The organism is Halostella pelagica (genome assembly GCF_004762015.1).
Taxonomy (GTDB): Archaea; Halobacteriota; Halobacteria; order Halobacteriales; family Natronoarchaeaceae; genus Halostella; species Halostella pelagica.
Genome location: NZ_SJES01000006.1, coordinates 131,071 through 157,240, shown reverse-complemented (window position 1 = coordinate 157,240; position 26,170 = coordinate 131,071). Strand labels below are relative to the sequence as shown.

The following is a 26,170-nucleotide window of genomic DNA, read 5'->3' as shown; positions in this document are numbered from 1 at the left end:
TCAAGAGTGACGACAAGCACAAAAAGTGTATCTGTTGATTCCGGTAATTGTTCCGCCGTCATATTACCCGAGAAACTCTATCTGAGAGTAAGTTTTATCCTCGCACCTGAACGAGTAGTGAGTGATGACAAAAGGAGGAGACTCCGTAGCCCGTGTGCTCGCGGAGAACGACATTTCGGAGACGTACGTACTACTCGGCAACCAGACCGTCGACATCGCCGACGGCCTTCACGAACGTGACGTAGATGTGATATCCGCACGTCACGAGTACAACGCAGCCGTTATGGCCGACACCAGAGGTCGGCTCACGGGAGAGCCCGGCGTCGCGATCACGGTTGCAGGCCCCGGAGGTACAAATGCGCTGACCGGTGTCGCTCAGGCCTATACGGCCGCCTCACCGATGGTCTTCATCAGTGCAGTACTACCCGAAGACGCCCCGACGGAGTCCCTTCACGGCGTCGACGACCAACATTTCCTCAGGAAAGCGTTCGAGCCGGCAACCAAGTGGAGCACGCAGGTCCACGACCCCGAGCGCGTCCCGGAAGCACTGAACCGGGCGTTCGACATCGCAACGACCGGTCGCCCCGGACCGGTCTTCGTCGGTATCGACGAAGAGATCCTCACCGAATCCGTCGATATTCCGGAGTCGGCGTTCGACTGGACGCATATCTCCGAGACGCCGCCCGCGGCTGACGCGGTCGTCGATGCGCTCGAACCTATCGAACAGGCGGAGAAGCGTGTTCTCTATCCCGGAAAAGGCGTCCTGCGTGCGTTCGCAACCGAGGAACTAGTCGCGGTCGCCGACGCGCTTGACTGCCCGGTCGTCTGCCCGCGGCACTACCCCGACTCGTTCCCGAACGACCACGAGGCGTTCGCCGGTACGGTCGGGATGTCCGACCATCCCGCGGCAGTCACGGCCCTCGCTGACGCGGATGCCGTCCTCTCGGTGGGAGTGCGACCGAGTTCCCACGAAGCGGCGGTGCTCGACGACCGGACGCGGAGAGACGTCGATATCGTCTACTTCGACTCCGGCAACGTCGAGTTCCCCCAGTCGAACGCGGCCGCGTTCGTAAACGGCGACCTCGAAACTGTGCTCGGTGCAGCCGCAGACGTCCTCGACGAGACGGCGGGCAACACTGACCCCTCGTACCGGGACGCGGTCCGGGCCGAGAAAACGAGAGTCAGCGAGGAACTGGATGACTACTTAGAGGCAGTCCGGGACCAGACGCCGATCCACCCGCTCGTCATTATGGCCGAGTTGCGGGCGGTTGCGGACGACGACGTCATCGTGACCGGAGACGCAGGTGCTGCAGGTGGCGCCTGGCCGAACGACGCGTTCGAGTACCGCGCGACGAACTCGTTCCAGCATTCGCGACTCTACGACTCGATGGGGTTCCCGGTGCCGGCGGGGAACGCCGCGAAACTCGTTGCCCCTGACCGCCAGGTGGTGAATCTGATCGGCGACGGTGGCTTCCTGATGTGCAACATGGAGTTGGCGACGGCAGTCTCCACGGACACCGATGCGGTCACTATCGTCATGAACGACGCCAAGTACGGCATGATCTGGAACTACCAGCGGTCCGACGACCACGCCGAGATCGCGACTGATATCCCCCAGGCGGATATCGCAGCGATGGCCGAGTCGTTCGGCGTTCGAGGAGTGACGGTCGAGGACCCCGAAGAGGTTCGTCCCGCGCTCGAAACGGCGCTCGGTGCAGATGAGCACGTCGTACTCGACGTGCATATCGACCCGACGGCGGAGTACGTGTCCCGGAAGATCTGGTAGGGGACGTGTCCAGCAACATCAGGTAGATCCGGTTGCAAATTGCGCAAGAATCTTTACCCCAGCACAGAGTCGAACTACGTGTTGCCATGCCAGTAATGGAACCGACTCCGTCCGACATAGACTTGCGCGCGATCAATTACGAAGCGGACGACGGACGCCAGTTCGACGGCTTCGAAATGACGAGCGGGGAGACGACTTTCAACGGCGAAGAGACCTGCGTCGTTTTCCTGCACGGTCTCCGTGGGTTCGCGCTCGGTGCAGGCATCTCCCCGGTCGCGTACCCCCTCGCCCGCGCCGGCATCAGGTGCGTGTCGATCAACAAGCGAAACAGCGGGAAAGGGTACGAGAAATCGGATTTCGCGGAGATCGACCGTGATATCGCTGGAGCCGTCGACTGGGCGACTGAACAGGGCGCGAGCGAAATCGTCATCTGGGGCCGAAGCCTCGGCGCGACGGAAGCGGCGTACTTCCAGGGGAAGCGTAACGACCCGGATGTCGACGCAGTCGTACTCGCCGCTCCGTTCGCCGACATCCGAGAGCGGTCGACGCGGAGTTACTTCGAAGCGGTGTCCGATGACCCGGACGCGGCGTACGAGGACTTCGTCGACGAGGCGCGAGAACTGGTGGACGCCGGACGGGAAAACGAGATCGTTGCGTTGCCGCGTCCAGTGGGTGACGGCATCGAGTACATCCCGATGACTGCGGAATCGTTCCTCTCGTACCGGTCGCCGGAGAGCAAGTGCGCGACGATAGACTGGACGCCCGATATCGAGATCCCGATTCTGCTCGTCCCCCATTCGTCGGACCGAAACGTCACCCCGGCCGAGGCAGAGGAGATAGCGGAGACGGCGACAGCGAGTCCCCTCGTGGAAGTCGAGCCCATCGCTGCGGACCACTTCTTCACTGGGAGCGAGGAGACTGTCGCCGAGATCACAGCCGAGTTCATCGAACGTGCGCGAGGAGCCGAATAAAAGAGTCGCCCAGTGAAACGAGTCGCTCGTCTCTAGTGAAACAGCGGGTCGTCGTCGTGGTCGTCGACCGGGCCGAGCGGCGTTTCCAGAAGTTCGGAGAACAGGTCCATCTCCGCCTGGCTCAACGCGACGAGTTCGGCGACGCCCAGGCGGCACGAATATCCGAGCTTGTGAGAGCTAACTTCGAGTCGGGGACCGTCGTCGGTCTCGACCACGGCCAGTTGAATCGTCGTGTACTCGTTGCCGACCTGCAGAGCTTCGTCGGTTCGGACCGGATTCCGGCCGGGCGTGTGTTCACACCCGGTCAGTTCGGAGAAGAACTCGTCGTCCTGCCAGGTGAGGCTCTCGAGCGCGAGGGCGTCCAGTCTGGTCGCGCCGTCGTCAGATTCGAGGGACAACCGCTCGCCGGTCGCCGTGAGTTCACGCCGGACGGAGACCACGGAGTCGTCCGACCGCAATGAGAGAGTCGAGTCGTCCGCGTTCTCCGGGGTCATAGGATTATCGAGAGGGTGTTCGTCGGGATGATCGTGTGGTCGAGCAACACGAGTCGTTCGGCGATTTTGAACCCGTCGTCGGTTCGTCGGAGCGTATCGTGCCGCTCCATCGAAAGCAGGTCTGCTTCCGTCTCATCCCCCTGCTGGCGGAAGATGAGGAGGTTGTTCTTGAGTTCGACCTCCGTGCCGTCGTCATCGACGATACGGACGTTACTCACGTTCCGGCGGGTTCGAGACGGCGGGTCTTCGGACCATGCGAAATCGCTGCTCATCCGTTCGGTTCGAACCTTCAGCGTCCCCCAGTCTTCTTTCATGTGGAACGAGGAGTCGCTGAACTCCGTGTCACTCGACCGTTCGCGCGTGGTTCGGATCGGGACCCGGTAATCGATGTCCTCGGTCACGAGGTCGTGCCAGTCGGACAGTTGCCGGTTGTCCAGCAGCTCCGCCGTGTGATAGAGGAACGCTTCGCATTCGTGTCGGAGTTCGTGGCTCGAAGTCGTCTCTCCCTGCATCTACGTCCCTCCGTTGTCCGTCATGGTCTCGTACCAGGTCCGGTAGAAGTCCAGTTGGTTCTCGTCGGTCATGCCACCTTCGCGGTAAGCGGTCCCGGGGCCGACCCAATCGTCGACGACGGTCGCTGCGGCGTTGTCGCCCGAACCCATCGTGAACTTCGTGTGAACGTCGTTTTTCCGGGCGAAGACGCTGCCCGCGGCATCGTCGATGCCGTACCAGATGCCGACGTCGTCGACCTCGAAGTTACCGGCCGGGCTGAAACTCGACATCCCGACCTCGTAGGCGCGCTCTTTGTACTCGTCCGAGGCGTGCTTCGGGGCGAAGATCCAGTTCACGACTTCCATCTTCCCGGCACCCCTCGGCTCCCACTTCCGCAGTAGGAACGTCCCGACGGACTCCTTTTCGGGGTCGTCCCGGCCGCCGAGGAAGATGAACGAGAGGTTCGGGAACATCGTTCCGAGCGTCACGCCCGACTTGCGAGCGACCTCGTGTTGTTCCTCGGTGAGAGCGTCGTGATTGAACGTCTCGACGACTTCCGGCGGGTGTCCCCAGTAGCTCGGTTCGTCGGACTCGATCTGGTAGAAACTGAACGCGTGGCCGTCGCAATCCGCGATGCCGTACAGTTCGCTTTCCTTCTCGCCCGTCGCCGTATCGCTCCCGACGCCGGCTTCGATAGCCGACTTATGCCCCATCGGGATGTGATAGTTGTCGCCGTAGAAGTTCTCGGTCGGGGTCTTCCAGTCGTTCTCCACTTCCCATCGGTGGGGGTCCCCAATCACCTCCATATCGATGAGATCGAAGTACATGTCCAGGAACCACGTCGCGCCGCCGAGGTGCTCTTCGAGCGGCGGGGCTTCGGGTGCGATACACGCGAACACGAGGCCCTTGTAATCGTCGACGTGGGGGGCCTGGTGGAGCCCGTGGTCGTCCGCATCGAGATGGTCGAAGCCCGCAGATTTCTGCGGTACGCCCACGAGGTCGCCGGAGTTGTCGTACGTCCACCCGTGGTACGGACACCGGAAGTGAGAGGTGTTGCCTTTTTCGGCGCGACAGACGTTCGCTCCGCGGTGCCGACAGCTATTGAACAGGACGCGGAACTCGCCGTCCTCGTCCCGGACGAAGATAAACGGGTCCTCGCCGATCGTCCGTTGCCTGTAATCACCGGGTTCGGGGACTTCGGATTCGTGACCGATGTAAACCCAAGTCTGTCCGAAGATCCGGTCCAGTTCCTCCTCGTACACGGCGTCGTTATTCAGGATCTCCATGGGGACTTCGCCCACGTCGAGGGAGTCGCCCATGTCATCCAGAATCCGCTGAACCCGGTTGAAACCGGATTCCATACTCGAATCTGGTTCGTCAGCTCCTTGTGACATCGTGTTTTGACAGAGTGACCCGCTTGCGCTTAAATTTTGTCCTCAGTCAGTATCTCTCGCACGTCGCGTAACGGACGGATGGATCGGTTTTATCGACGTCAAAGCGTCGGTCGGGACTGGACCCCGAGTGAATCCTCACCCCACAATGTTTATGTATAGAGAGGAAGTCCTTCCGCGTGGACTGATGGTTGCTACTGCCACACACTACGGGCTGAACGTATCAGATATGGACGACGCACTCGCGTTCTATCGCGATCTGCTCGGTCTGGAGGTCGACCGCGAGTTCCCGGTCAGTGAGGTGCAAAGTGACATCGTCGGCGTCGACGGTGTCGAAGGGGACATCACGTTCCTCGATGCCGGAGGGTTCTCGATCGAGTTGATCGCCTACGATGCGCCGGCCAACGACAACGTACACGATTCTGCGGACGGTCACGATGTCGGCGTTGGGCACGTTTGCCTCGAAGTCGACGACGTCTGGGCGCTCTACGAGGATCTGCAGTCCGAGGCTGAGTTCGTCAATGAACCGAAAACCGTCGGGAACGGGGCACAGATAACGTACATGCGCGACCCGGACGGCAATTACGTCGAGTTGATGGAGCCACCGGCGGAGTGATGCAGTCCAATAGAGCCCCCGAATATGTCGGCATCCGAAACGATGAATAGCGTCACGGAGTTACGACCGACTGTGTGAGATTCGACGGCGCAACGGATTTTTCCCCACTGTTGGCGAGTGAACCATTCGTCATTTTTTAATTCCGCCTTCGATGGTCCCGGATTTCACCAACATCTTTATACGCCCCTGTCGTAATTGATTCATTCATGCTTGAGGGAGATACTCATGCAGACAGGCGGAGCGTATTGAAAGCAACCGGTAGCGCAATGGCTGTCGGTGGCCTGACCGGCTGTCTCAGCAGCATCACCGGGAACGAATCATCCACGCCGTCGATCACCCTGGGTCACGGTATCGCGTCCGAGGAGCCGCTGTGGCTCATGGACGCGAAATCGGATATCCTCGACCACTGGGGCGACGCGTACGAAGCCGAGTTCAAAGCCTTCCCAGCGAACAACCAGCGGCTCCAGGCGTTCCAGGCGGGTGAACTGCAAGCGGGTACGTCAGCAGCGGTCACCGCGATATTCTCGACGGCCAACGAGCTCCCGTTGAGTGTCGTTTCGAACATCGCTCAGGAGCGGCGCGACGCGTTCCACGAGAAGTTCCTCGTTCGGCCCGATTCGGATATGAACGGCCTCAACAAGGAATCGCTCGAAGGGAAGAAGATCGGCATCTGTGCGTTCAAGTCGTGGTGTGACCTGTGGGCACAGGCGGCAGTGCGGAAGGTCGGCCTCGAACCCGGAGAAGACGTGGAACTGGTGAAGACCCCGTTCCCGACGATGGGTGAAGCGGTAAGCGATGGCCAGGTCGACACCGCGATGTTCCCGCCCGTCTTCGAGCGGATGGCGAAGGGGAAACACGACCTGAAGGGAATATTCAACGTCATCGATACGACCGGATGGGAACACGACCTGATGGAACTCTGGTTCTCGGACAAGTTCATCAACGAGAACACCGACGCTCTCGAGAAGTTCCTCGAGGACTACTCGACTGCAGTCGACTACTACAGCGAAAACAAAGAGGAGGCCAAAACGGCGATCCACGACGCCGGCTTCGTCAAGACGCCAAAGGATACGTACCTCGATCTCCCCAGTTACGAACACAGCGTGCAACCGATGACGGAGAGTCTGAAGCGGATCAACGATCTCACCGCCGAAATCGGGTGGATAGACGAACCTGTGGACATCAGCAACCTCTACAACCTCGATCACCTCCCCTGACCGACGAGAAACGGCCGCAGCGCGATGGCAGCAAACACCTCTGGGCCAGTAGTCCCTGTTCTACCCCATTATAAACCGATTGTCCCGGACGGTCACCTGTACCCGAATAGACTTATGCATGGGGTCACCCATTGTGGTGTGTAATGACCTGGCTCGACGAACAAGTAGTACTGATAACCGGCGGAGGATCCGGGCTTGGACGTGCCGTCGTTGATCGGTTCCTCGACGAAGGCGCCAAAGTGGCGGCCCTCGACGTGGACGAAGACGGTCTCGATGCCCTCGAAGCGGAGCGCGACGACGTAGTGACCGTCCACGGGGACGTGACCTCACTCGAAGACAACGAGCGTGCTGTTACGGCGGCTGTCGACGCGTTCGGTCGTCTCGACGTCTTCGTCGGGAACGCCGGCGTTTTCGACGACAACGTCTCGCTCCCCGAACTGGACGCCGACGAAGTCGAGGAGAGCTTCGGCGAACTCTTCGAAGTCAACGTGCTCGGCTACATCCTAGGGGCGCGTGCAGCGCTTCCAGAGCTCGCGAAGACCGACGGCCAGATGGTGTTTACCGCATCACAGGCGAGTTTCCATCCCGACGGCGGCGGCATCCTCTACGTCCCGTCGAAACACGCCATCGCAGGGATCGTCAAACAGCTCGCGTTCGAACTCGCACCGACGGTCCGCGTCAACGCCGTCGCTCCCGGCTACGTTCCAACGGACCTCAGCGCGACCGATGCGATGGGCGGCGAGCAAGCGATCGTAGCACCCGAGGAGTTCGACAGCTCCAACCATCCACTCGACTTCGTCCCGACGCCCGGAGACTACACAGGCGCATACGTTCTGCTCGCGTCGCCGGAGAACTCGCGGCCGATGACGGGAACCATCATCCGCGCCGATCTGGGACGGTCCGTTCATGGAATCACGTCCGTTGCCGGACGCGCAGCCGAGTTCGTCGCGGACGGGCTCTAGGGGAACTCGGGAAAGCCGCGGCGATAGACGGGTTCTGCCACTCTGGGTGGGAACGGGACGGGAACTTCGCCGCTCCCCAATGATTTTTGGCCCCGTGTTTCGACTATCCCGATATGACGTTCACAGTCGGTCTTATCGGGTGTGGAACCATCGGTCAAGAAATCGCTCGTGCATTCGCCAACGGGACAATAGACGCTGACCTCGCGCGTATCTACGACCGGAACCCGGAGAAACGCCAGGCCGTCGTCGACTCGTTCGAGAAACGAGACCAGCCGACGGCTGTCGATGAAATCACGGTGCTTTCCCGTGACGTCAATCTCGTCGTCGAGGCCGCCGGTCAATCCGCAGTTGCAGACGTTACCGTCCCGAGCCTCGAAGCGGGATGTGACGTACTGCTGTTAAGTGCCGGCGCGCTCGCAGACGCCGACCTTCGGCGTCAGATCCTCCGCGCTGCCGACGAACAGGACCGGATCGTTCACGTCCCGTCCGGAGCCATCGCGGGTCTCGACGCGGTGAAGGCCGCTTCTCTGACCGGCGACCTCGAGGCGGTCTCACTCACGACGACGAAGAATCCGGCAGGGCTGGAAGGCGCACCGTACCTCCTTGAGAACGACATCGACGTTCAGGACTTCGAGACGGCAACGACGGTCTTCGAGGGGCCGGCAACCGAAGCGGCGTCGGCGTTCCCCTCGAACATCAACGTCGCAATGGCGCTAAGTTTGGCGGGGATCGGTCCGGACGAAACCACGGTGCAGATCGTCGCTGACCCGGCGGAGGAGAACAACGTCCACCAGATAGAGGCGACCGGCGAGATGGGTTCCATCGAGACGACCGTTCGGAACGTGCCCTCCCCGACGAACCCGAAAACGAGCTATCTCGCGGCGATTTCCGCTATCGAGAAGCTCCGTGGACTGAGCGCTACGCTGCGCGTCGGGACCTGATGACGGATGGAGACGCTCCTCCCCATCTTCCTTGCGCTTCTCACTGCGTTCGCCTTCGCTGTCTCGACGGTTCTGGTGAGGGTCGGCGTGAAAAATTCCAGCCCGCTGGTCGCACTCGTCGTGACGATGGCCGTCAACGTCGTCGTCCTCTGGATACTGAGTGCCATCCAGTACGAGGTCATCGTCGACCTCTGGGCCTGGAGATGGTTCATCCTCGCAGGGGTGTTCGCCCCCGCGCTCGGCCGCCTCGCCAACTACGTCGGCATCCAGCGGGTCGGTGTGAACCTCGTCTCGCCGATCAGCAACATGAACCCGCTTGTCTCCGTCGTCCTCGCCATCGTTTTGCTGGGTGAACGTCTGTCGTTCGCTGGCTACAGCGGGGTACTGCTCGCCGTCGTCGGTGGCGTTTTACTCGCCACTGTCAAGGGAGACAGTGACTTCCAGATCCGTCGCATCGACCTCCTCTACCCCGTTTTCGGGGCGGTGACGTACGGTACAGTCCAGATCTTCCGAAAGCTCGGTACCGGTCTCGTTGCCGCACCGACTATCGGAGCCGCGGTGAATCTGACCACGTCCTTCGTAATCGTGGTAGTCGGACTGGCCCTGACCGGTCGGTTGCGTACGCTCACCGCACCCCGTCAGGAACTGGTGACCTTCGGTGCCGCCGGCGTCGTCTCCAGTATCGGCCTCGCATCGCTGTATGCGGCGATCAGCCTCGGGAAGGTTACGATCGTAACACCGATCTTCAACGCATCACCCCTGTTCGTCCTGCTGTTGACGGGGCTATTCGTTCGGAGCGACGAAGTGTTCAGCAAGCGAGTGTTCGTCGGGACTGCGACCGTCGTCGCCGGCGTCGTTCTGTTGGCCACCTCGACGTGAACCGTCCGGAGAGATACGGTGTTTCACCACGGCTCGCGCGTTCGGTCGACACAAACACTTTTCTCCGTATATTCGTACTACTACCAACGATGGCAGTACTCGTAGCTGTAAACGACACGGAAGGAGCGGATCGAGTAATCACCGTCGCGAAGGATCTGGCGGATACTCACGACGAGGAGCTGGTCGCACTCCACGTCATCACAGAAGAGTCCTACGAGCGGCGTGCAGAGAACGCGGACGACTACTTCCGCGACGACGCCACCCACGACGCGAAACAGGTGGCTAATCGGCTCGTGGGAGACGCGCTCGAACGCGTGGACGATGTCACAGTCGCTGGTCGTGTCGGAACGCCCGCGTCCGCGATTCTCGAAGCGGCCCAGTCGAGGGACGTCTCCTACGTCGTCGTCGGGTCGCGAAAACGATCACCAGTCGGGAAGGCTCTACTCGGCAGTACGACGCAGTCCATCCTGTTGCACGCGGATATGCCCGTGGTCGCAGTCCCCGACGAATCCTAGCGTCGAAACACAGACGCTGTGGCTCAGCCGTCAGTTAAGACGGACTGTAAGACGATACCAACGCCGATAGCGGCACCGCCCAGCATCTTCGGAACGGTCAACACTTCGTCGAGGAGGGCGACGGACAGGAGCGTCGAGACGAGCGGGATCACGAGCAAGCGGAGCGCGGCAACGGGCGCAGTTGCCTGTTCGAGACCTGCGTTGAGAAGCAGTAACCCCCCGCCAGTCACGACGATAGCCAGATAACACAGTACGAGTACGGACGACAGACTCGGAGTCGGCCGAACGAATTCCTCGCTCGTGAGGAAGAATACGACCAGCGGCGGGATCGAGAGGAAGTGAGCGAAGAAAGTCACGGAAAGATAGTCGAGGTCAAAGCGCCCGTTCCAGTATCGAGTCAACAACAGATAACTCATGAACGACAGCGACCCGGCGAGTGCGAGTAGGTCACCGACGAAAGTCGGCGAACTGAAGAGGTCGATGATACGTCCGTTGCCAACGATAACGTAGACGCCGGTGAGTGCGAGAGTCAACCCGATACCGTCGGCGAGGCGAAGGCGAGTTGCCAGGAGAAGTGGGGCAACGACAGAGACGAAAATCGGATACGTCGAAATTATGAACGAGACGTTCACCGGTGTAGAGTGCTGAACCGCGACGGTCTGCAAGAGATAGAACAACGCGACGCTCGTCCATCCGAGAACCGTGAGCGGTAGGAGATGTGCCCTCTCGACTATGAACGGTTCGCGGCCGTAGATCACGGCCAAAACCCCGCCGAGGAATAGCGTTCCCAGAACGACCCGAAAGAGGACGACCTCCGCTGGTGTGAACGGACCCAGCAGCACCTGGAGCGACGGGTACGCCGTTCCCCACAAAACACCCGCTACGATCGGGTAATACTGCCGATAGGACATCTCGATACCGCGTTCCTGAACGCGGGTGATTAAAATGCTTTCGCTAATAATGGACAGAGAACAGATGACTGACAAAACGTTTTTGTAGCAGCATACGTCAAAGATAGATATGGCTACTGGAGAGACTGCATTCCCTGAATGTTGCGGCTTCTGCCCACATCGGCAGAAGTTCTCGGCCGGCTGTGACCACGACCTCCGTCAGTCGCTCGTTTCCGAACTGGCGACGGAATCCGAGCAGACCTGCCCAGTGTTCAACGACTGGCGGACCCAGGAGATGAAGCGTCTCGCTGACAACCTCCCGTCGTCTATCGAGTAAGGACATCAGCAGTACGGCGATTTGATCGACGTACAACGGATATAAGATATGTATCGTTCGCCGCTTCGGTGGGCTTCCATCCCCGATTACGTGGATGTTCACGCAGAAACTCGCACATAGACAGCCGTTTTCGTCCGATGTCCGCAGTCGCCGGTCAACGATGCCTCTTCTCGAACAGCCTCACCGGACCAGTATTGTACATCTCGCTGATACCCGGAGGTTCCGTAGATGCCTTTCGAATATAGAAGGAATTATCAGATCTTCTCTCCGTCTTCGACCTATGGTAGTACCAGCCCACCTCGGATTCGCTCACCCCAACCTGCTGTGGATAGTTGGAGCCGGGATTCTCGCATTCGCGGCCGGACTCGGGGTCAACCTGTATAGATCGAACTCTGATAGTAGTCCTCCTGACCCTGCTGCCAGCGACGAGGAAGCGAAGTGAAAGCCGAGAGCTGTTGACGAGTTCACTAGCTTCCGCTCATTTCATTAGTCCAGAATGGTTCTTAACTCAAAGGATGGTCAGCTACTCTATTGTTCGGTCAGTACAGAACCCATGAAAACCGGTAGAAACGGTCACCGACCACAAAAACATCTAATTAAATAGTCAAAATTATAATATTATTGGTGGGGTTTAATAAGTTATGACGACATTTACGTGATATGGAACGGCGAACAGTTTTGACGCAAGTGAAAGTCGGAATTGCAACAGTTAGCGCAGTATCTCTCGCTGGTTGCTCCGGTGACAGCGACGAGACAACGGATGGAAACGGTGACAACATATCGGGTGAGAATGACGGCGACGACCAGACAACGGAACGAAATACCGCCGATACGTCAACCGAAACTGACGGCGGCGACCAGACAACCGAGACGGAGTCGATGGTGAAACTGGCCGAGGCAGCATACGAGTTCTCCGAGGGAGAATCGTACACCTACGACGCGGAGTTCAGTGGCCAGTCCGGTGAACAGGGTTGGGAAGTCCTCTCTGTCGACGGGGACAATTTGACGATCTCGCGGACGTATCCCACTGACGAAGGACAAGAGATAACAGACGTCTCTGCCGACTCCGGACGTATTTACAGGGAGATGAATAAGGTGATACCACAGTCGTCATTCTTCAGAAATATGCGGGAAACACAGTTCTACGCCGAAGCAGAAGAGTTTGAATCTGGACAAACCTTCACCGTCGATGCCTCTGACAACGGATTAGATTATGACTCGGAAACGGTCGAAGTGATGGGCGAAACGACTGTCAACGGAATTTCGTGTACCGAGTTCACGGTGACTTCGAGTAGCGGTGGTATCGTGAAGACCGCTTGTGCTGCCGATGGATATCCGTTCCCTCTCTCGTTACATTTCGAACAGGCTGGTGTGACGTTGCTCGACGCGACACTTATCGACTCAAATCGACCATAGGGTCATGCCAACTTGTCGTTTAATACGTATGCACAGACACTGAACGGTCAGTTCGGCGAATCTAATTGTCCGTGAAACTAGTGAACTCCAGGAGCTGTTGATTGCATATAGCAACATTTGGTTTACGGAGAGTCCCCAGCCGTAGAAGGAGACAGTACTTTTGGCTACAGTATTGAAGCGTGGATTACGCAATTGGGGCACGCAGAACAGTTCTCGACGCAGTTTCTCGTCGTTAAGCTGATCTCCTCCGATACAAGTACTGAAACACCGAAAGCGAGTATCTAACTCCGGATATTAGCATAACGTTCACTCGTTGTCCGGGGGGTTCGCCACTGGTCAGATGAGTTATGAGTTTACTCCCCGTGGGCTCTGTTGAAACCCTGGTACAGAACGTGTAGTCACCACACCGTCGGGCGCTGACTGCGTTAAAGAGAGCCCGGATTCAGGGTACGGTGCCAGTTCCAGAAAGTTCTTGCTGCTGCCAACGAACCGACAGGTATGCGCCGCCGCGCATTCCTCGCGTCCGCCCTGACCGCCGCCTCCACCATCGCTGCGGGGTGTAGCTCCACCGAATCGCGAACCGAATACACGGACCCGACGGTAAAGGCCGACGACAATCCTCGGGATAACGCGAAGTATCTCGAATTTCGCGGAAACGACGTGGATCTCGCCACCGTGGGTGTCGACCCCAGGTTTGCACCTTTGCCGAGCACTCTCCGCACGACGATTTCGCACCGTGAGGACACCAAACTGCAGTGGTTCACACAACGGTTCATGGCACCGGACGGTGGCGAGACCCCACCGCAGGTTTCTCTCCGAGGGCCGTTCATGGGTGACCATAGCCCCCACCCAACCGTGTCACTGTTCCGGGACGGGATGGCTGCGGTCGTCAAAGTCCACCGGTTCGGTGAACTTGCCGATGAGACCGCATTCATCGACCTCTCAGTCACCCAATGGCCGGAATCAGCCCGCCAACTCGTCGTTGAGAATACCGTCGGTCTCACGGAACCGGGGCTAACTGACCGAACATACGTCCTCGACGGACAACTAGAGTTCGAGTTCACTGCGGAGACCGAAGCCGGGGAACGGACCGCTGATACTACCGATTCGTTGGAGGAAGGCCGTCGAGCACGGGTATCGGGAGGCCCCGTTAATACCATATGACTGCCGTGGAACGGGAGTAGCCTCCGAGTCCCAACGTCACCGACGAACGAACGGCATTTGATCGATTCGGGTCATGTAGACATCGCTTCGTCCTGCGAGACTCGTACGTGTAGTGGTGCTTGCAGGAGAGGTGACATCGAACAAAGCGGTGTCAAGAGAGCCTCACCATGGGTTTAGCTCACCAACGGCTACAGATTAGGCAACACTCCGCCGACGATACAGTTTGGTCAGCACCCAGGATATATTCGGACTGACAAGTGTGTCGAGCGACTTCCGGTTCGATCAATTCAATGGCTAAGTCGCTGAGCGGGGCCCGAAGTGTCGAATGGCGTGTCCCCGGCGCTGGCCCGGGAGTAACGTCATTTCAGCTGAGTTTGCGCTTGGCGGCTTCCCCGACAGCGTCGCCCCACGGAATTCTACTGCTGTTTTCTGGGCTAAACGTGAGTGGAGTAGTTGCCGCTCATTTTCGACCGAAACCGCAAGAGGGCGCAGGAATTATCTCGTTTAGGAGAAAGCATAAATCTCATAGTGCGATATAGAATACAAACCATCGCCGGTAGGGATTACAGTGGGTTTAGCGGGGTTGTACTGGATGATTTAGTCCGAATCCGTGATCGGAAACTGCTTCAAACCGGCTCTCGACCGCCATTCTTGTCCGTTATCAACTATTTCGGAGAATTTTCGAGACAGTTACAGTGTTGCCAGTTTGAACCTCGGCGCACACCCGGACTGAGTATCCTTCTACCTACTCCCGTCTCCTTCTAGCAGCGTGAGCGTATTATCGGCCGTCACAATCGGTACGCTCGTACTCACCAGTTACTTCGACCTGCACGGGTAGATCGAAAGCACGTCAAATCGAGTAGAGAAGACACGTGAAGTAAAAGAACCGCAGCCCGAGATTCTTCGAGGTCGTCGCAGTCGTGACATCTTCCCCGACGTAAACGGCGGAGTTGTAGTACCTGTTCCGAAAATAAACCGCTTGATCGGCCTGTAGCCGCTCTCGATCTCCTACCGATGTCCGTATTCAGTGAGAAATGCGCTGCCGGTGTTGGTCAGAAACAACGAGTACTGCCGGATGTCATCGTGTTCGGAGTGCTCCTTCTGCTATAGTAGCCACTGAAAGTCATTGTACACCAGATCGCATGGCAGCGATGCGATCTGCGTGTGAATCGTTTCAGAGACTACTATAGTGGTCTCGCATGAACAGCTACGAAGGAACGCAGTCGATTGGACACGGACACCCGCTCGCAGTTAACCGATTCGACTAAACGGAGACTTCGAAATACGTGATGACTCGCGTGTTCAGCGCCAGGGGTCAACTTCATCGAACAGGTCGTTCACGTGACGTTCGGTCTCGTCGCGGATTCGGCCGACCTCAGCAGCCGACTTTCCGTCCGGATCGTCGATATCCCAATCGCGGTTCTCGCCTGCCCATCCCGCGGGACTCATGCCGCATATCTGATTCTCGGCGGGGTCGACATGGCATTGTGCTCCCACGACCTATGAGTCAAGCACAACTAATCAAGTACAGAAGCGAGATCAGACGACTGAGTTCACCACTACTTCGACCATGAGTCAGGACCAAGTCACGGTTGAGACGGATGAATCGGGACCGTTAGACGCATTCCGGCAGTTCTTCGCGCTAGAGCGGGACGTACTGGTACTATCGCTGGCGATGTTTGCGTTCAGTCTCGGTTTCCAGATGACCAGCCGGTTCCTTCCTGAGTATATGGTCGCGCTCGGAGCCTCAGGGTTCGTCGTCGGCCTTTTCGGGACTGTCGGTAACATTATCTCGGCCGTGTTCCCGTATCCGGGCGGCGCTATCTCGGACCGGATCGGCTCGCGCTATGCACTGACCCTGTTCGGATTGATTTCGACACTCGGGTTCGGAGTTTGGTTGGTCGCGCCGTCCCTCGGGGTGATCACTGTTGCAGGCGTGACGATCCCATCCTGGATCTGGATCTTCGTCGGCCTGTTGCTCGCGCAGGGGTGGAAGTCGTTCGGACTCGGGGCGACGTTCGCAGTCGTCAAGCAGGCGACCGACCCTTCGCGGTTGGCCGCTGGCTTCGCGAGCACCGAGACGTTCCGCCGGACGGCGTTTCTCATCGGGCCGGTACTTGCTGCCGTCCTCATCGGCTTGCATCCAGACTTCTCGGTGAGCTTCCAGTACGTCCTCGCGGTCGCCGTCGTCTTCGGGATCATCGGGACGGTCGCTCAACACGTCCTCTACGACGCCGGTGAGGACTCAATTGGTGATTCCTTCGAGGGGATCGACCAGATCCGCCGCGATCTGCGGAATATGCCCGACCCGCTCCGACCGCTGTTGGTCGGCGACACGCTCGTCCGGTTCGCCAACGGGATGGTGTACGTCTTCTTCGTGCTGGTGATCACACAGTTTTACCGAGTAGGCTTCGAGACGACTGTCTCGCTGGCTGGCTTCTCGTATGCGATCGATCTCTCTCCGGAGGCGTTCTTCGGCTACCTGCTTGGCATCGAGATGTTGATCGCCCTCATCTCGATGGCACCAGCGGCGAAAGTCGCCGAGCGGATCGGTCTCAAGCCTGTGGTCGCGTTGGGATTCGCCGTTTACGCGCTGTTCCCTGTTGTCCTTATCGGCGGACCAGAAGTCCTCAGTTCAGTGCTACCGCTCCAGGGGGCGATGGTACTCATCTTCGCGTTCTCGGGGCTTCGGTTCGCAGGGCTCCCCTCTCACAAGGCGCTGATCGTCGGCCCCGCTGAGCAGGGGGCTGGCGGGCGCGTCACGGGAACGTACTACCTCCTGCGAAACACGATTGTTATCCCGAGTGCTGCACTCGGTGGCTATCTGTGGGAGTTCGTGAGCCCAGAAATCGCGTTCACCATTGCAGCCGGGATCGGTGTCGTCGGGACCGGGTATTTTCTGCTGTTCGGCGAGGAGTTCGAGGCTTATGTATGAGCTAGTGAGACCCTAATGACGTCCTCGATATCACTTGGCGAGGCGAGTGGGATCGTCGGGATTTGATTCCCTCGAAAGGGATAGCACCGCCCGTGTACCAAGAACATTATGTTTTAATAACCAGACGTATCTACGTAAATATATGGACGAACTACTCGATGTCTTGGACCTCCTCGGAGAGTTTGGACTCGAAGGAGTAATGACCTGGGTGCTCCGAATTATCGGTGTACTCGCCATTCTCGGCGGAGTCAGTGTCTGGCTGTTCACCGACCTCTCCCTCATTATACCAGTTATTCTCATCGTTGGGGGACTCCTCCTCGTTGCCATCCCCGGCCTCCTCTTCGAGTTCATTGAAATCGCCGGATAACCTCTTCATCCAGTGGCAGGACATCAGTGACCGCGACGTCCCCAACACCCCCTAATCACGGTGTCGTCGGCCACGAGGTCACGCGCTTACGTTTCGTCGGGGGCCGTTGGACGCGATAGCCATGCGTACGGTTGTCTCGTTCGACCGAACCGAGGCGATTCATCCGAATGCGTACCACAGTATGCTCGAAGCGGTCGGCCGTCGACCCACGCGAACACCGTTTTGTCGACTCGGTCGGTAACATCAGTGTTACTTCATTACACCGGCGTCAGCGAGCGTTTATGCGTCCCGTACCCCTACCAATGGGTGCACACAACCGTTCCCCAATCACCATGTCTCAGAAATCAGATTACGTAGACGAGACCGAAATCGACGCATCGCTCAACGACCTTCCCGACGACGACACCATCGACGAGACGGTAGCGAATCTTGAGGCCAACGGTTTCGAAGTCGTTGTCGTCGATAGCCCCGAGGCCGCCCTCGAAACCATCCAGTCGCACATTCCGCCGGCTGCCTCCGTCATGAACGGCCACTCGACGACTCTAGAGGAGGTCGGGTTCATCGAGTACCTGAGCGAGGGGGACCACGAATGGGAGAGCCTCCCGGACCAGATCTGGAGCATCGACGACGACGACGAGCGACAGACCGCTCGCCGTGAGTCCCAGACGGCCGATTACTTCCTCGGAGGTATCAACGCGATCGCACGGACCGGTGAACTGGTTGCAGCCGACCGCTCGGGGAGCCGTATCGGTGCCTATCCCTTTGCTGCTAGCAACGTCGTCATCGTCAGCGGCGTGAATAAGATCGTTGACGACCTAAACGCTGCACTGGACCGGCTCGAATCGGTCGCCTATCCGCTGGAGAACGAGCGCGCAAAGGACGCCTACGGCATCGAGAGCGCTATCGCCAAACAGCTGATCTTCCGGCAGGAACTCGAAGAGGGACGGACGACCGTCGTCCTCGTCCGTGAACAGTTGGGTTACTGATACGGCCCGCTGTAACCTCCGAGACGGACCACCGAATTAGCACTGCGATAGGAAATCTCGTATCGTAGACGGCCGCAAGATGGCCCAACACGATAGCGATAGTAGCGCTTGTAAGTCATCACACACTCGGTCGCACAACTGCGTACGATCGGCTGTGTAAACAGTTGCAAGCGCTACTATAATTTCCAAAACACGCCGTCGATCTTTCTGCATTCATGCGTTCGTTCCGTGATACGGGAATTGCCGGCTCCCCTTTTTTAAACTGTAGGGTCGAGCGAACGCTCGGCTTGAAACCCCGTAGTGGGATTCCCGAATCAACCAGTACAGAGCGTCAGTTGAACGTCACAGAGGTTTAGTAGAATTTCCCGCCCTTTTACTCGATCCCTAGTTGTGTGAATGTTTTTATTGCAGCCGTATCACGGGAGTATCATGGATGCTGTCACTGCAAAGCAAGTGGTATTTAAACAGACTTCCGAACGCGACCTTTTTGCAAACGTGTGCCATCGTTTGAGTACCCAGAGATCCCCGGCTGTAGCCGAACCGATTTGTGGGCAGGGGACACGAAAACGCCTTCAGACTGTACATAGCCGAAGAAACACCGGTACTGTTGTGCCTCTATCGAGACTATTTTCAGCGGAGGTATCGGTCTCGAACTACGAGTAGAGATGGTAACACCGTGACACAGCTAACGAAGGCAAAGATGATACTCAACCCAGTCACGAGGCCGAATCGGTGAAGCGGGGGGGAGAGTGCGAGTGCGAGGACGCCAAATCCCGCTGCCGTCGTCGCTGCACTCCCGAGCAGCGCACCGCCAGTCCCAGTAACTGCAGCGACAAGCGACTCGTCAAGCGACGCTCGGCGCTTCCGCTCGTCGACAAATCGTTCCCCGAGGTGGATGCTGTAGTCGACGCCGAGTCCGATCGCCAAACTGGTGATGACGACGGTTTCGCTGTTGAACGGGATGTCGAGTAGCGCCATGGTGCCGAGCAACCACGCGAGCGCGAGGAGGACGGGGACAAGTACCACGACCGCGAGCCCCGGCGCTCGGTACCGCCACCAGTATAGGCCAAGAAGGAATGTCAAGATGACACCCAGCGTCACGGCAAACCCTTCGACGAGCGTCTCGAACAGGGCACTTTGGACGACAGCGGTAACGACTGGCCCACCTGTCGCAACAGTTGTCACCGGTGCGTTCGCTTCGATACCTGTCGCGACCTGCCGCACGTCGCTGGCAATCGATTGGGCGGCCGCGTCGGTCTGAATACCGACGATCAACCTGGCTGTCGCATACGACCCGTTCTCAGTGCGATAGAGGACTGTTGACGCCTGACCGGGAGCGGCGGAGTACACTAGATCGTAGACTTGCGCGACGTCTTTGTCCGGGAGGCCATCACCATCCAAGTCTCGCGCGTTAATCGCGTTGGCGACGGTCTGATTCTCGGCCGCGACAGACCGGAGGACAGTGGCCGGACTCTCGACGGCGGCCGTGCCGTCCGAGTGCGTGGCGATCGTTCCATCCCGGCTTGTATACTGCGAGGTATCGTCGGTCGCAGTGAGCAGTGCCGGCGCGGTCACGTTCCCGCGGATCAGTATCTGGGTCTCCGATCCCGGCCCGCGCTGACGGAAGTTGTCGCTCAGGTACCCGAGGTTCTCTCGGACGTCGTACTCGGCTGGCGCGAACGGTTCCGGAAGCGACTCCATCCACTCTGGAGCGTCCTCCGGCAGGAAGTCCGCCTGGTTAAACTCCGTATCCAGGCCAGTCGCACCGTAGGCACCTGCAGAAGCCACCACCAGTGAGACGACGAGAACGGCGATCGGTGCCCGTCGTGAGAGGGCCGCAGTACCCGAGAGCACACGGCGAATCGGCCCTGAGCCGACCCCGAACGCCGGCTGCTGGCGGTCACGCCCGAGTCGAGCGAGGAGTCGTTCGACTTCGAGTTTGACGGCTGGAACGAGTGCTACGAAGACGACGAACATCGCGACGATACCGGCCGCGCTCAGGAGCGCGAAGTCCTGTATCGATCCGAGTGGGCTGGCGTAGTTCGAGAAGAATCCAATGCCGGTCGAGAACGCAGCAGCGGCCAACGCAACGACAACACCGGCGATTCCTACCCGCATTGCAGTGGCCGGGTTCCGTCGGCCATCGGACTCGGTATCGGTGTCGAGTTCTCCTGTTCGCGCCTCGCGGTAGCGCATGACGACGTGGAGCGAGTAGTCGATACTCAGTCCGATGAGCAGGAACGGGACGGCGATGAGTATCGAACTGGACGGGATCCCGAGCCAGCCCTGGATACCCTGGAGCCACACCATCACCACGCCGATCCCGAACAGACTGATAAGCACGTCGACCACGTCGCGATACGCGATACTGAGGACGGCAAGCAGGAGGACGAGAGCAACGGGGGTGATGATGAGGAAGCTATCGCCGATAGCCTGTGAGGACGCCTCGTCGATGATACCCTGTCCGAAGACGAACGCGTCGTCGAAGCGTTCGTCTACCAGGGAGGCGATAGCCACTTGCGCATCGTACGCCTCCTGGGTTTCGCTAGCACCGCCGCGTTCGTTAGATTGGAAGACGAGTGTCAGTCTCGCGTCGGCGCTCGTTGCGCCGGGTTCGTAGTCCGACGGCAGGAACGCAGTCGGGTCACGGTCAGGAGGGGTCGAATTCGAATCGAGTACTCGCGCGAGTAGTGAATCAACCTCCTCGTCTGAGCGCGACTCAAGCGCCTCGATCTGCTGATCGAGTGTCGGCGCTGGTGGCTGTTCGTTCTGACTGGTGGTAGCTGTGTCGTGTGACCCGTTCTCCGTCGTTTGGGCGTCGAAGTATGCCCTCGTCGCCACGATATTCTCAAGGCCGCGAAGCCCCGCCTCCGTTCGGAGCGTCGTGTTGATGGCTTCGGTCTCCCGTATCCCCTGCTGAAGTCGGAGACTCTGCAGAAGTGACTCGCGGGAGAGGACATCTCCACCTTCCGCTTTGACGACTATCTGTGTAACCACCGCATCGTCCGTTTCGTACGTCGATTCGATCTCCTCGAGTGCGAGCTGTTCCTCGGAGTCGATGCCTGCCTGACCGCCTGCGCCGTCTTCACTGGTGCCGACCACCGCGCCAGCGCCGACGATCGCCGTGAGGACGAGCAACAGGACGATAATGGGTTTGCTCCGCGAGATGAGCGCGTCCGCGTATCGGGACGGGAAATTCCGTTTCATTGCTCACCGACACCGCTTCGTATTCGGGTGATCTGTGACGTCGAGGTGGGCTGACAGACAGGTGAATTGGACTCGCTCATTGTCACACTCTCCGTGCGTGCCTCATAAGGAACGATGGAGGCCTCCCACAACGTGGGACAACCGCAAAGTTCGGCTGACCGCTGGAAGCGGTTTCGTAACTAGACAACTGAACAGGCCACTCTGAATGAAACAGACGACGTAGGTGGGCTGTATGGGATGCTATCTGAGCAGTTCTGACCGAACGAGTAGCAGCGGCTACTGTCCGTAGAGCCCGTATATCATGACGAGGAAGCCGCCACAAGCGATGAGGCTCTCGAAGAGCATTCCTTGGACACTCGGAATGCCGAAGATGTGGTGGAGAATCCCGACCAGAAACGTCCCGATAGTGATGACCATGAGACCTACTGCGAAGTACTGGAGTCCCTCGATCTGCGTTCGTTGATAGGCTCGATACGCTAATAGGGAGACGACACCCCCGAGGACTAACGCGGCGATTTTGACGATTCCGAGTAGGATGATAATACTGTCAGTCATGATTCTTTCTTCATCTCGGACCAGAACGTCGCCATACGGTCCTCTGCATCCTCGTCCGGTCGTTCGACGGAGACGGTGAATTCGTCGTCGTCGATGCTGATCGAGATATCCGTGAAATCCCGTTCGTACAACGTGGCGTTCGGTCCGTCACGGCGGACTTCAGTGTACTCTTTGACGAGAGCGGCCTCACGGAGTCGCTCAAGTTTGCGATACACTGTCGAACTCGGCAACCCGCATTCGTTGCAAAGTGTGGTTGCGGATTTCGGCTCGGTCAATGTCGTGAGTATCGCTCTGCATTTACTGTCTTCGAGCGATTGGAGGACTACTGAAACGGGCGGACCGGAGTCATCCGTTGAGGGACCCTGAACCATGTCGGTTGCTGTCCGAGTCGCGTTCGACCGTGACGGGATAAGCGAGAGCCGGTTTGGGTCGATGAATTCCTCAGTCATTCGGATATCGCGTTCTCCAATTCGTCTCGATTCGGAGACGGGTACTCTATCAGTTAGCTTTGTCTTGTGACTATGGGAGTATAGGGGTATCGGGTGTTCCCAGATCGTTGGACTAGCGGGACACCCGATACGGTAGCCGTTGCGTCCCCTACTCTCAGTCGTGACTTTCTGATTCCGTCGGGGAATCGACACTGATGTCGAATTCTTCCGGGTCGATATCGTTCATCGCTGGAAGGCGACGTAACCGCGGCCGTGCTGCATAGAAGAGGCTCACGAACCCGAGCAGCAACCCGGCTACCGCCATCGTGTTCAGCGTCCCGATCACGCTACCTACCACACCGCCAAGCAAGGCACCTATCGGTAACGTGAGCGTCGATGCGCTACCGGTGAGTGAAGCGACACGACCAAGCAGATGGTCCGGTGTGACCGTCTGTTCGAGCGTTCCCCCCATCACGGCAGATATCCCGGCAGGGAGCCAGGCGAGGGCGAACAGTCCCACGGCAAGAGACGGCCACGGAGCGTACACCGCTCCGAGCCACAGGAGGCAACCGGCGGCAGAGCCGATGACCTTTACGTGACCGAACTTCACGGCCTCCAGTCTCGACGCGATAGCGGCGCCCAGTGCCCGTCCGACGCCAAGCGCTCCGAGCATCGCTCCGAACAGGGCCGGTCCGCCCCGAATGTCCGCAAAACTCGGCAGGACTGCAAGCGTCATCCCGGTTCCGAAGTTCACGACCATCGTCGCGAGCGTCATTTCGACGAACACCGTCCCGCGCAGACATCTGAAGCCATCGGCCATGTCGGAGAGATATCCGGACACGTCGATTTCGCCGGCGTCTTCGACCTGGTTTTCGGTCGGTGGAACCCGGACGCCGACGAACAAAAGCGCCGCAACAACGAACGTAACCGAATCCAGCACGAAGATCGATGCTGCCCCGATGAAGGCGATGAGTAGCCCACCGACTGCCTCGAACAGCATATCTAACCCGTTGAGGGTGAACGAGAACGCTGAATTGGCACGTGTCAACTGGTCGTCGGAGACGATCCGGGGGAGCACTGCACTCTGTGCCGGATAGACGAACTGGTTCAACAGAGCGAGCGGCGGAATCGTAACCAGGAGAAGTTCCACCGTAAGGTGTCCCGTGTACGCCGCAACGGGAAGAGAGAGGATCGCAATCGCCTGAACGATCTGTATCGACACGAGCGCGCGAATGACGGGCCACCGATCGACGAGAGGCCCAGAGAGGAACTGCAACACGAGCGGGAGGAGCAACAGCGACTCGGCAATGCCGGTGTACACAGTCGATCCTGTAAGGTCGTACACTAGCCACATCGCTGCGACGGCGTAGAGACTATCGCCGGCGTTCGTCACCAGTCGCCCGAACAGGAGCCGCAGGAAATCCCGGTTTTTCCGGAGCGACGGATAGCTTCTGTCCTCCGCCTGCGCTGACTCGACGTGGTCACTCATCCTCGTGACCCCTGTGAATGTCTGGTCGGGCGCTCGTCCCGCCGGTCGGTGTAGGAGTCCGGCCACTCCGTCTCCCGTCGAACGCGACAATCGGGTGGTCGAACGTGGTTACCGCTGGCTGTACGTCAACTGGAGTCGGAGCGGACTGCAGACCGATTGCGTCTCCAGCGTCGTCCTGACCACAGAGGACCAGGAACTCGGTAGGTGTCGGCATATGCGTGCGTGTGTTCTACTGAAGGAGTTGCGACTACGGAACACGTAGTGAAGCGACCCGGGTGCTGCTGCTATCCGACCTATTGCGCGGCGGGGCGCGGGTGGGGATCAAAAACCGGCCAAAGGTCGAGCCAGTGGGTCATATGCCGCTACTCTCTGGATATGAATCGTTTTAGTACTTATATCTCCCGGTCAAATGAGACGAGTAGCCGGTCACCGATACTCAGTAGCAAGACGTACCCGCCAGAACGAACCGGGAGTTGGTCGTGAACGCTCTCCAATGTGGCCATCACAGACACCTCCCCGATGAGACAACCGCTACGCAACGATCGGCCGCAGTTTTCGGGGCGGGTTCTCAGAACAACTCTAACACGTCCTCGATCGAGAATAGTTGGAGATCATCCCTGTCAGCGGCCGCCTCCAGCAGGCTCTGGCGGAACCCGCTCCGCGAGAACAGACAGTACTCGTGGTCGATGTCGTTTCCGCGCGGCGACCAGCGGATCGCCTCGACATCGTTCTCTAGGTCACTCAACACGTCGTACCCCATTGGACTGCCCGTGAATTTGCACTCGCCGACGACCATCGTCGAGTCCGTGGTGAGACCGACCACGTCGACCTCTCGTTCCTGATACCACCAACGTCCGACGCGGTCGAACGTGTATTCGTCGTACAGGTCATACGTCGCAGTCCGGCACAGTTCCTCGAACTTCGGACTGACGAAGTCGGGGAGTTGCGGCGCGATCAGTTCATCGTAGGCGTCGTCACCCGCGCGGTCGTACTTGTCGCCCTGCCCGTAGACGAACCGAAACCAGAACCTAAACAGCGCGTCTTTCAGTTTGTACTGTCCGCGACGGGATTTCGCCGGATTCTCCGTCACGGGCACCGCGCGACGGACGATCTCCAGGTCCTGCAGGTTCTTCAGATAATTGCTGATCTGGTCGGAGTCCACGCCGGCGGCCTGTGCGATCTCGTTGGACGACTCCTTGCCGGCGGCGATCGCCTTCAATATCGCGAAATACCGGTTGGGTTCCTCTAACTCGGTTCGAAGGACGTACTCGGGTTCGTCGTGGAGGAATCCCCGTCTGGACAGAACGGCGTCGTGAATGGTGTGTCGCAGTGGTTGGTCGTCGTCGACCGCCTGCAGGTAGTGCGGCGTCCCGCCGAACACACCCCACGCAAGCACCCGTTCTTCCGGGTCGTAAGCGGGGAAAAACTCCATCGCGGCGTCGAACCCTAACTCCTGCAACTGGAGTCGCATATCGAACCGACCGTGGAGCGGGCTTCCACCCGACATCACTGTCTCTTTCATCATGCTGATCGAGGAGCCGATCACGACCAGCGTGACGGCTGTATCGTCGAACTCGTGGTCCCACAGTCGCTGCACGACCGAGGGTAAACTTTCGTCGCCTTCGATCAGAAACGGGAACTCGTCCAGTACGACCACGGCGTCTCGTTCCCCGAGATATCCGAGGAGGTCCTCCCACTCGCGGCGAATCCGCTCGACGCCCGGAAAGACATCTCTGGCCTCGTCGACGAAGTCGTCGAGTTGCACCTGTCTGGTCGTCTCCGTCGCCTGATAGTGGACAACGTCGTCGCGCCCGCGGATCGACTGTTCGACCAGTTCCGTCTTTCCGACCCGCCGCCGTCCCCAGACCGCGATCAGTGACGGCTCGTCCCCGTCGTACCGCGATCGGAGCGCTTCGAGTTCCGCCTCCCTGTCGATGAATTCGGTCATTGTCCCTCACGTCACTCCGCCTCGATATAATCGTTGGGTAATTCAAAATAGGGTATTTTTGAATACCCTAATTCCCGATACGCCGTCCGCGTCGGTGGTGAAACCCAAAGAGGAACGATTAACCGACTCTCGGCACATCCGTAACGTTCTCTCGGAGGCTAGTGATGAATGCGAAGCAGGCACG

The 26,170-nt window shown here is 58.8% G+C and carries 24 protein-coding genes and 1 pseudogene; 14 read left to right on the top strand and 11 right to left on the bottom strand.

All coding sequences use genetic code 11. The annotated features are described in order from the left end of the window. Window positions 1–124: 124 nt before the first annotated feature. Both EYW42_RS14645 and EYW42_RS14640 read left to right on the top strand, forming a co-directional pair. Window positions 125–1,786 carry a thiamine pyrophosphate-binding protein gene (locus EYW42_RS14645; protein ID WP_135536037.1) on the top strand — a complete coding sequence of 554 codons (1,662 nt, stop codon included), beginning with the start codon at window positions 125–127 and terminating at the stop codon, window positions 1,784–1,786. A 95-nt stretch (window positions 1,787–1,881) separates the two neighbouring features. Then, window positions 1,882–2,757, top strand: a complete 876-nt coding sequence (locus EYW42_RS14640; RefSeq protein WP_135536036.1) for an alpha/beta hydrolase family protein — start codon at window positions 1,882–1,884, stop codon at window positions 2,755–2,757. 32 nt (window positions 2,758–2,789) lie between these two features. On the opposite strand, the gene EYW42_RS14635 is transcribed toward EYW42_RS14640, so the two are convergent. The 3 genes from EYW42_RS14635 to EYW42_RS14625 are packed head-to-tail and all read right to left on the bottom strand — an operon-like array spanning window position 2,790 to window position 5,137. Beyond that, the gene (locus tag EYW42_RS14635) at window positions 2,790–3,251 is read right to left on the bottom strand and encodes a hypothetical protein (RefSeq protein WP_135536035.1); all 462 of its coding nucleotides are present in this window, start codon (window positions 3,249–3,251) and stop codon (window positions 2,790–2,792) included. Next, window positions 3,248–3,763 (bottom strand): aromatic-ring-hydroxylating dioxygenase subunit beta, encoded by a 516-nt coding sequence (locus tag EYW42_RS14630; protein WP_135536034.1) that lies wholly within the window; start codon window positions 3,761–3,763, stop codon window positions 3,248–3,250. The genes EYW42_RS14635 and EYW42_RS14630 overlap by 4 nt, the downstream gene beginning before the upstream one ends. Continuing rightward, a complete protein-coding gene (locus EYW42_RS14625; protein ID WP_135536033.1) occupies window positions 3,764–5,137 on the bottom strand; it encodes an aromatic ring-hydroxylating oxygenase subunit alpha in 1,374 nt (457 codons plus the stop codon). A 184-nt stretch (window positions 5,138–5,321) separates the two neighbouring features. Here EYW42_RS14625 and EYW42_RS14620 point away from each other — a divergent pair, with 184 nt between their 5' ends. From EYW42_RS14620 to EYW42_RS14595, 6 genes are all read left to right on the top strand, one after another. Further along, window positions 5,322–5,750 carry a VOC family protein gene (locus EYW42_RS14620; protein WP_161972954.1) on the top strand — a complete coding sequence of 143 codons (429 nt, stop codon included), beginning with the start codon at window positions 5,322–5,324 and terminating at the stop codon, window positions 5,748–5,750. A 206-nt stretch (window positions 5,751–5,956) separates the two neighbouring features. Continuing rightward, the gene (locus EYW42_RS14615; RefSeq protein ID WP_135536031.1) at window positions 5,957–6,967 is read left to right on the top strand and encodes an ABC transporter substrate-binding protein; all 1,011 of its coding nucleotides are present in this window, start codon (window positions 5,957–5,959) and stop codon (window positions 6,965–6,967) included. A gap of 143 nt (window positions 6,968–7,110) precedes the next feature. Beyond that, window positions 7,111–7,929 carry an SDR family NAD(P)-dependent oxidoreductase gene (locus EYW42_RS14610; protein ID WP_135536030.1) on the top strand — a complete coding sequence of 273 codons (819 nt, stop codon included), beginning with the start codon at window positions 7,111–7,113 and terminating at the stop codon, window positions 7,927–7,929. Window positions 7,930–8,042: 113 nt separating this feature from the next. Then, window positions 8,043–8,870, top strand: a complete 828-nt coding sequence (locus EYW42_RS14605) for an aspartate dehydrogenase (RefSeq protein ID WP_135536029.1) — start codon at window positions 8,043–8,045, stop codon at window positions 8,868–8,870. A 6-nt stretch (window positions 8,871–8,876) separates the two neighbouring features. After that, a complete protein-coding gene (locus EYW42_RS14600) occupies window positions 8,877–9,749 on the top strand; it encodes a DMT family transporter (protein WP_135536028.1) in 873 nt (290 codons plus the stop codon). Window positions 9,750–9,838: 89 nt separating this feature from the next. After that, window positions 9,839–10,264, top strand: coding sequence for a universal stress protein (locus tag EYW42_RS14595; protein ID WP_135536027.1), 426 nt, complete (start codon window positions 9,839–9,841; stop codon window positions 10,262–10,264). A 23-nt stretch (window positions 10,265–10,287) separates the two neighbouring features. Here EYW42_RS14595 and EYW42_RS14590 read toward each other — a convergent pair whose 3' ends face one another. Beyond that, window positions 10,288–11,175, bottom strand: coding sequence for a DMT family transporter (locus EYW42_RS14590; protein ID WP_135536026.1), 888 nt, complete (start codon window positions 11,173–11,175; stop codon window positions 10,288–10,290). 109 nt (window positions 11,176–11,284) lie between these two features. Between EYW42_RS14590 and EYW42_RS14585 the strand changes: the two genes are divergently transcribed. The 3 genes from EYW42_RS14585 (at window position 11,285) to EYW42_RS14575 (ending at window position 14,071) form a co-directional block, all read left to right on the top strand. After that, window positions 11,285–11,491 carry a hypothetical protein gene (locus EYW42_RS14585; protein ID WP_135536025.1) on the top strand — a complete coding sequence of 69 codons (207 nt, stop codon included), beginning with the start codon at window positions 11,285–11,287 and terminating at the stop codon, window positions 11,489–11,491. A gap of 660 nt (window positions 11,492–12,151) precedes the next feature. Beyond that, entirely contained in the window at window positions 12,152–12,907 is a 756-nt protein-coding gene (locus tag EYW42_RS14580; protein WP_135536024.1) for a hypothetical protein, read from the top strand. 498 nt (window positions 12,908–13,405) lie between these two features. Then, window positions 13,406–14,071, top strand: a complete 666-nt coding sequence (locus EYW42_RS14575; protein ID WP_135536023.1) for a hypothetical protein — start codon at window positions 13,406–13,408, stop codon at window positions 14,069–14,071. A gap of 743 nt (window positions 14,072–14,814) precedes the next feature. On the opposite strand, the pseudogene EYW42_RS20155 reads toward EYW42_RS14575, so the two are convergent. Then, window positions 14,815–15,175: pseudogene (locus tag EYW42_RS20155) on the bottom strand (hypothetical protein); the annotation flags it as partial. A gap of 198 nt (window positions 15,176–15,373) precedes the next feature. After that, window positions 15,374–15,520 carry a hypothetical protein gene (locus EYW42_RS14565; RefSeq protein ID WP_202613913.1) on the bottom strand — a complete coding sequence of 49 codons (147 nt, stop codon included), beginning with the start codon at window positions 15,518–15,520 and terminating at the stop codon, window positions 15,374–15,376. Between the two features lie 121 nt (window positions 15,521–15,641). Here EYW42_RS14565 and EYW42_RS14560 point away from each other — a divergent pair, with 121 nt between their 5' ends. From EYW42_RS14560 to EYW42_RS14550, 3 genes are all read left to right on the top strand, one after another. After that, complete coding sequence (locus EYW42_RS14560; RefSeq protein WP_135536022.1) at window positions 15,642–17,006, top strand: MFS transporter; 1,365 nt, start codon at window positions 15,642–15,644, stop codon at window positions 17,004–17,006. Between the two features lie 142 nt (window positions 17,007–17,148). After that, a complete protein-coding gene (locus EYW42_RS14555) occupies window positions 17,149–17,373 on the top strand; it encodes a hypothetical protein (protein ID WP_135536021.1) in 225 nt (74 codons plus the stop codon). A 332-nt stretch (window positions 17,374–17,705) separates the two neighbouring features. Then, window positions 17,706–18,359 carry a lactate utilization protein gene (locus tag EYW42_RS14550; protein WP_135536020.1) on the top strand — a complete coding sequence of 218 codons (654 nt, stop codon included), beginning with the start codon at window positions 17,706–17,708 and terminating at the stop codon, window positions 18,357–18,359. Window positions 18,360–18,989: 630 nt separating this feature from the next. Here the strand turns inward: EYW42_RS14550 and EYW42_RS14545 are convergent. From EYW42_RS14545 to EYW42_RS14525, 5 genes are all read right to left on the bottom strand, one after another. Beyond that, the gene (locus tag EYW42_RS14545; RefSeq protein ID WP_135536019.1) at window positions 18,990–21,566 is read right to left on the bottom strand and encodes an efflux RND transporter permease subunit; all 2,577 of its coding nucleotides are present in this window, start codon (window positions 21,564–21,566) and stop codon (window positions 18,990–18,992) included. A 276-nt stretch (window positions 21,567–21,842) separates the two neighbouring features. Continuing rightward, window positions 21,843–22,121 carry a DUF7521 family protein gene (locus tag EYW42_RS14540; protein WP_135536018.1) on the bottom strand — a complete coding sequence of 93 codons (279 nt, stop codon included), beginning with the start codon at window positions 22,119–22,121 and terminating at the stop codon, window positions 21,843–21,845. Beyond that, window positions 22,118–22,570 (bottom strand): helix-turn-helix domain-containing protein, encoded by a 453-nt coding sequence (locus EYW42_RS14535; protein WP_135536017.1) that lies wholly within the window; start codon window positions 22,568–22,570, stop codon window positions 22,118–22,120. The genes EYW42_RS14540 and EYW42_RS14535 overlap by 4 nt, the downstream gene beginning before the upstream one ends. 154 nt (window positions 22,571–22,724) lie before the next feature. Further along, entirely contained in the window at window positions 22,725–24,038 is a 1,314-nt protein-coding gene (locus EYW42_RS14530) for an MFS transporter (RefSeq protein WP_135536016.1), read from the bottom strand. Between the two features lie 568 nt (window positions 24,039–24,606). After that, window positions 24,607–25,986 carry an ATP-binding protein gene (locus EYW42_RS14525; protein WP_135536015.1) on the bottom strand — a complete coding sequence of 460 codons (1,380 nt, stop codon included), beginning with the start codon at window positions 25,984–25,986 and terminating at the stop codon, window positions 24,607–24,609. Window positions 25,987–26,170: the final 184 nt, after the last annotated feature.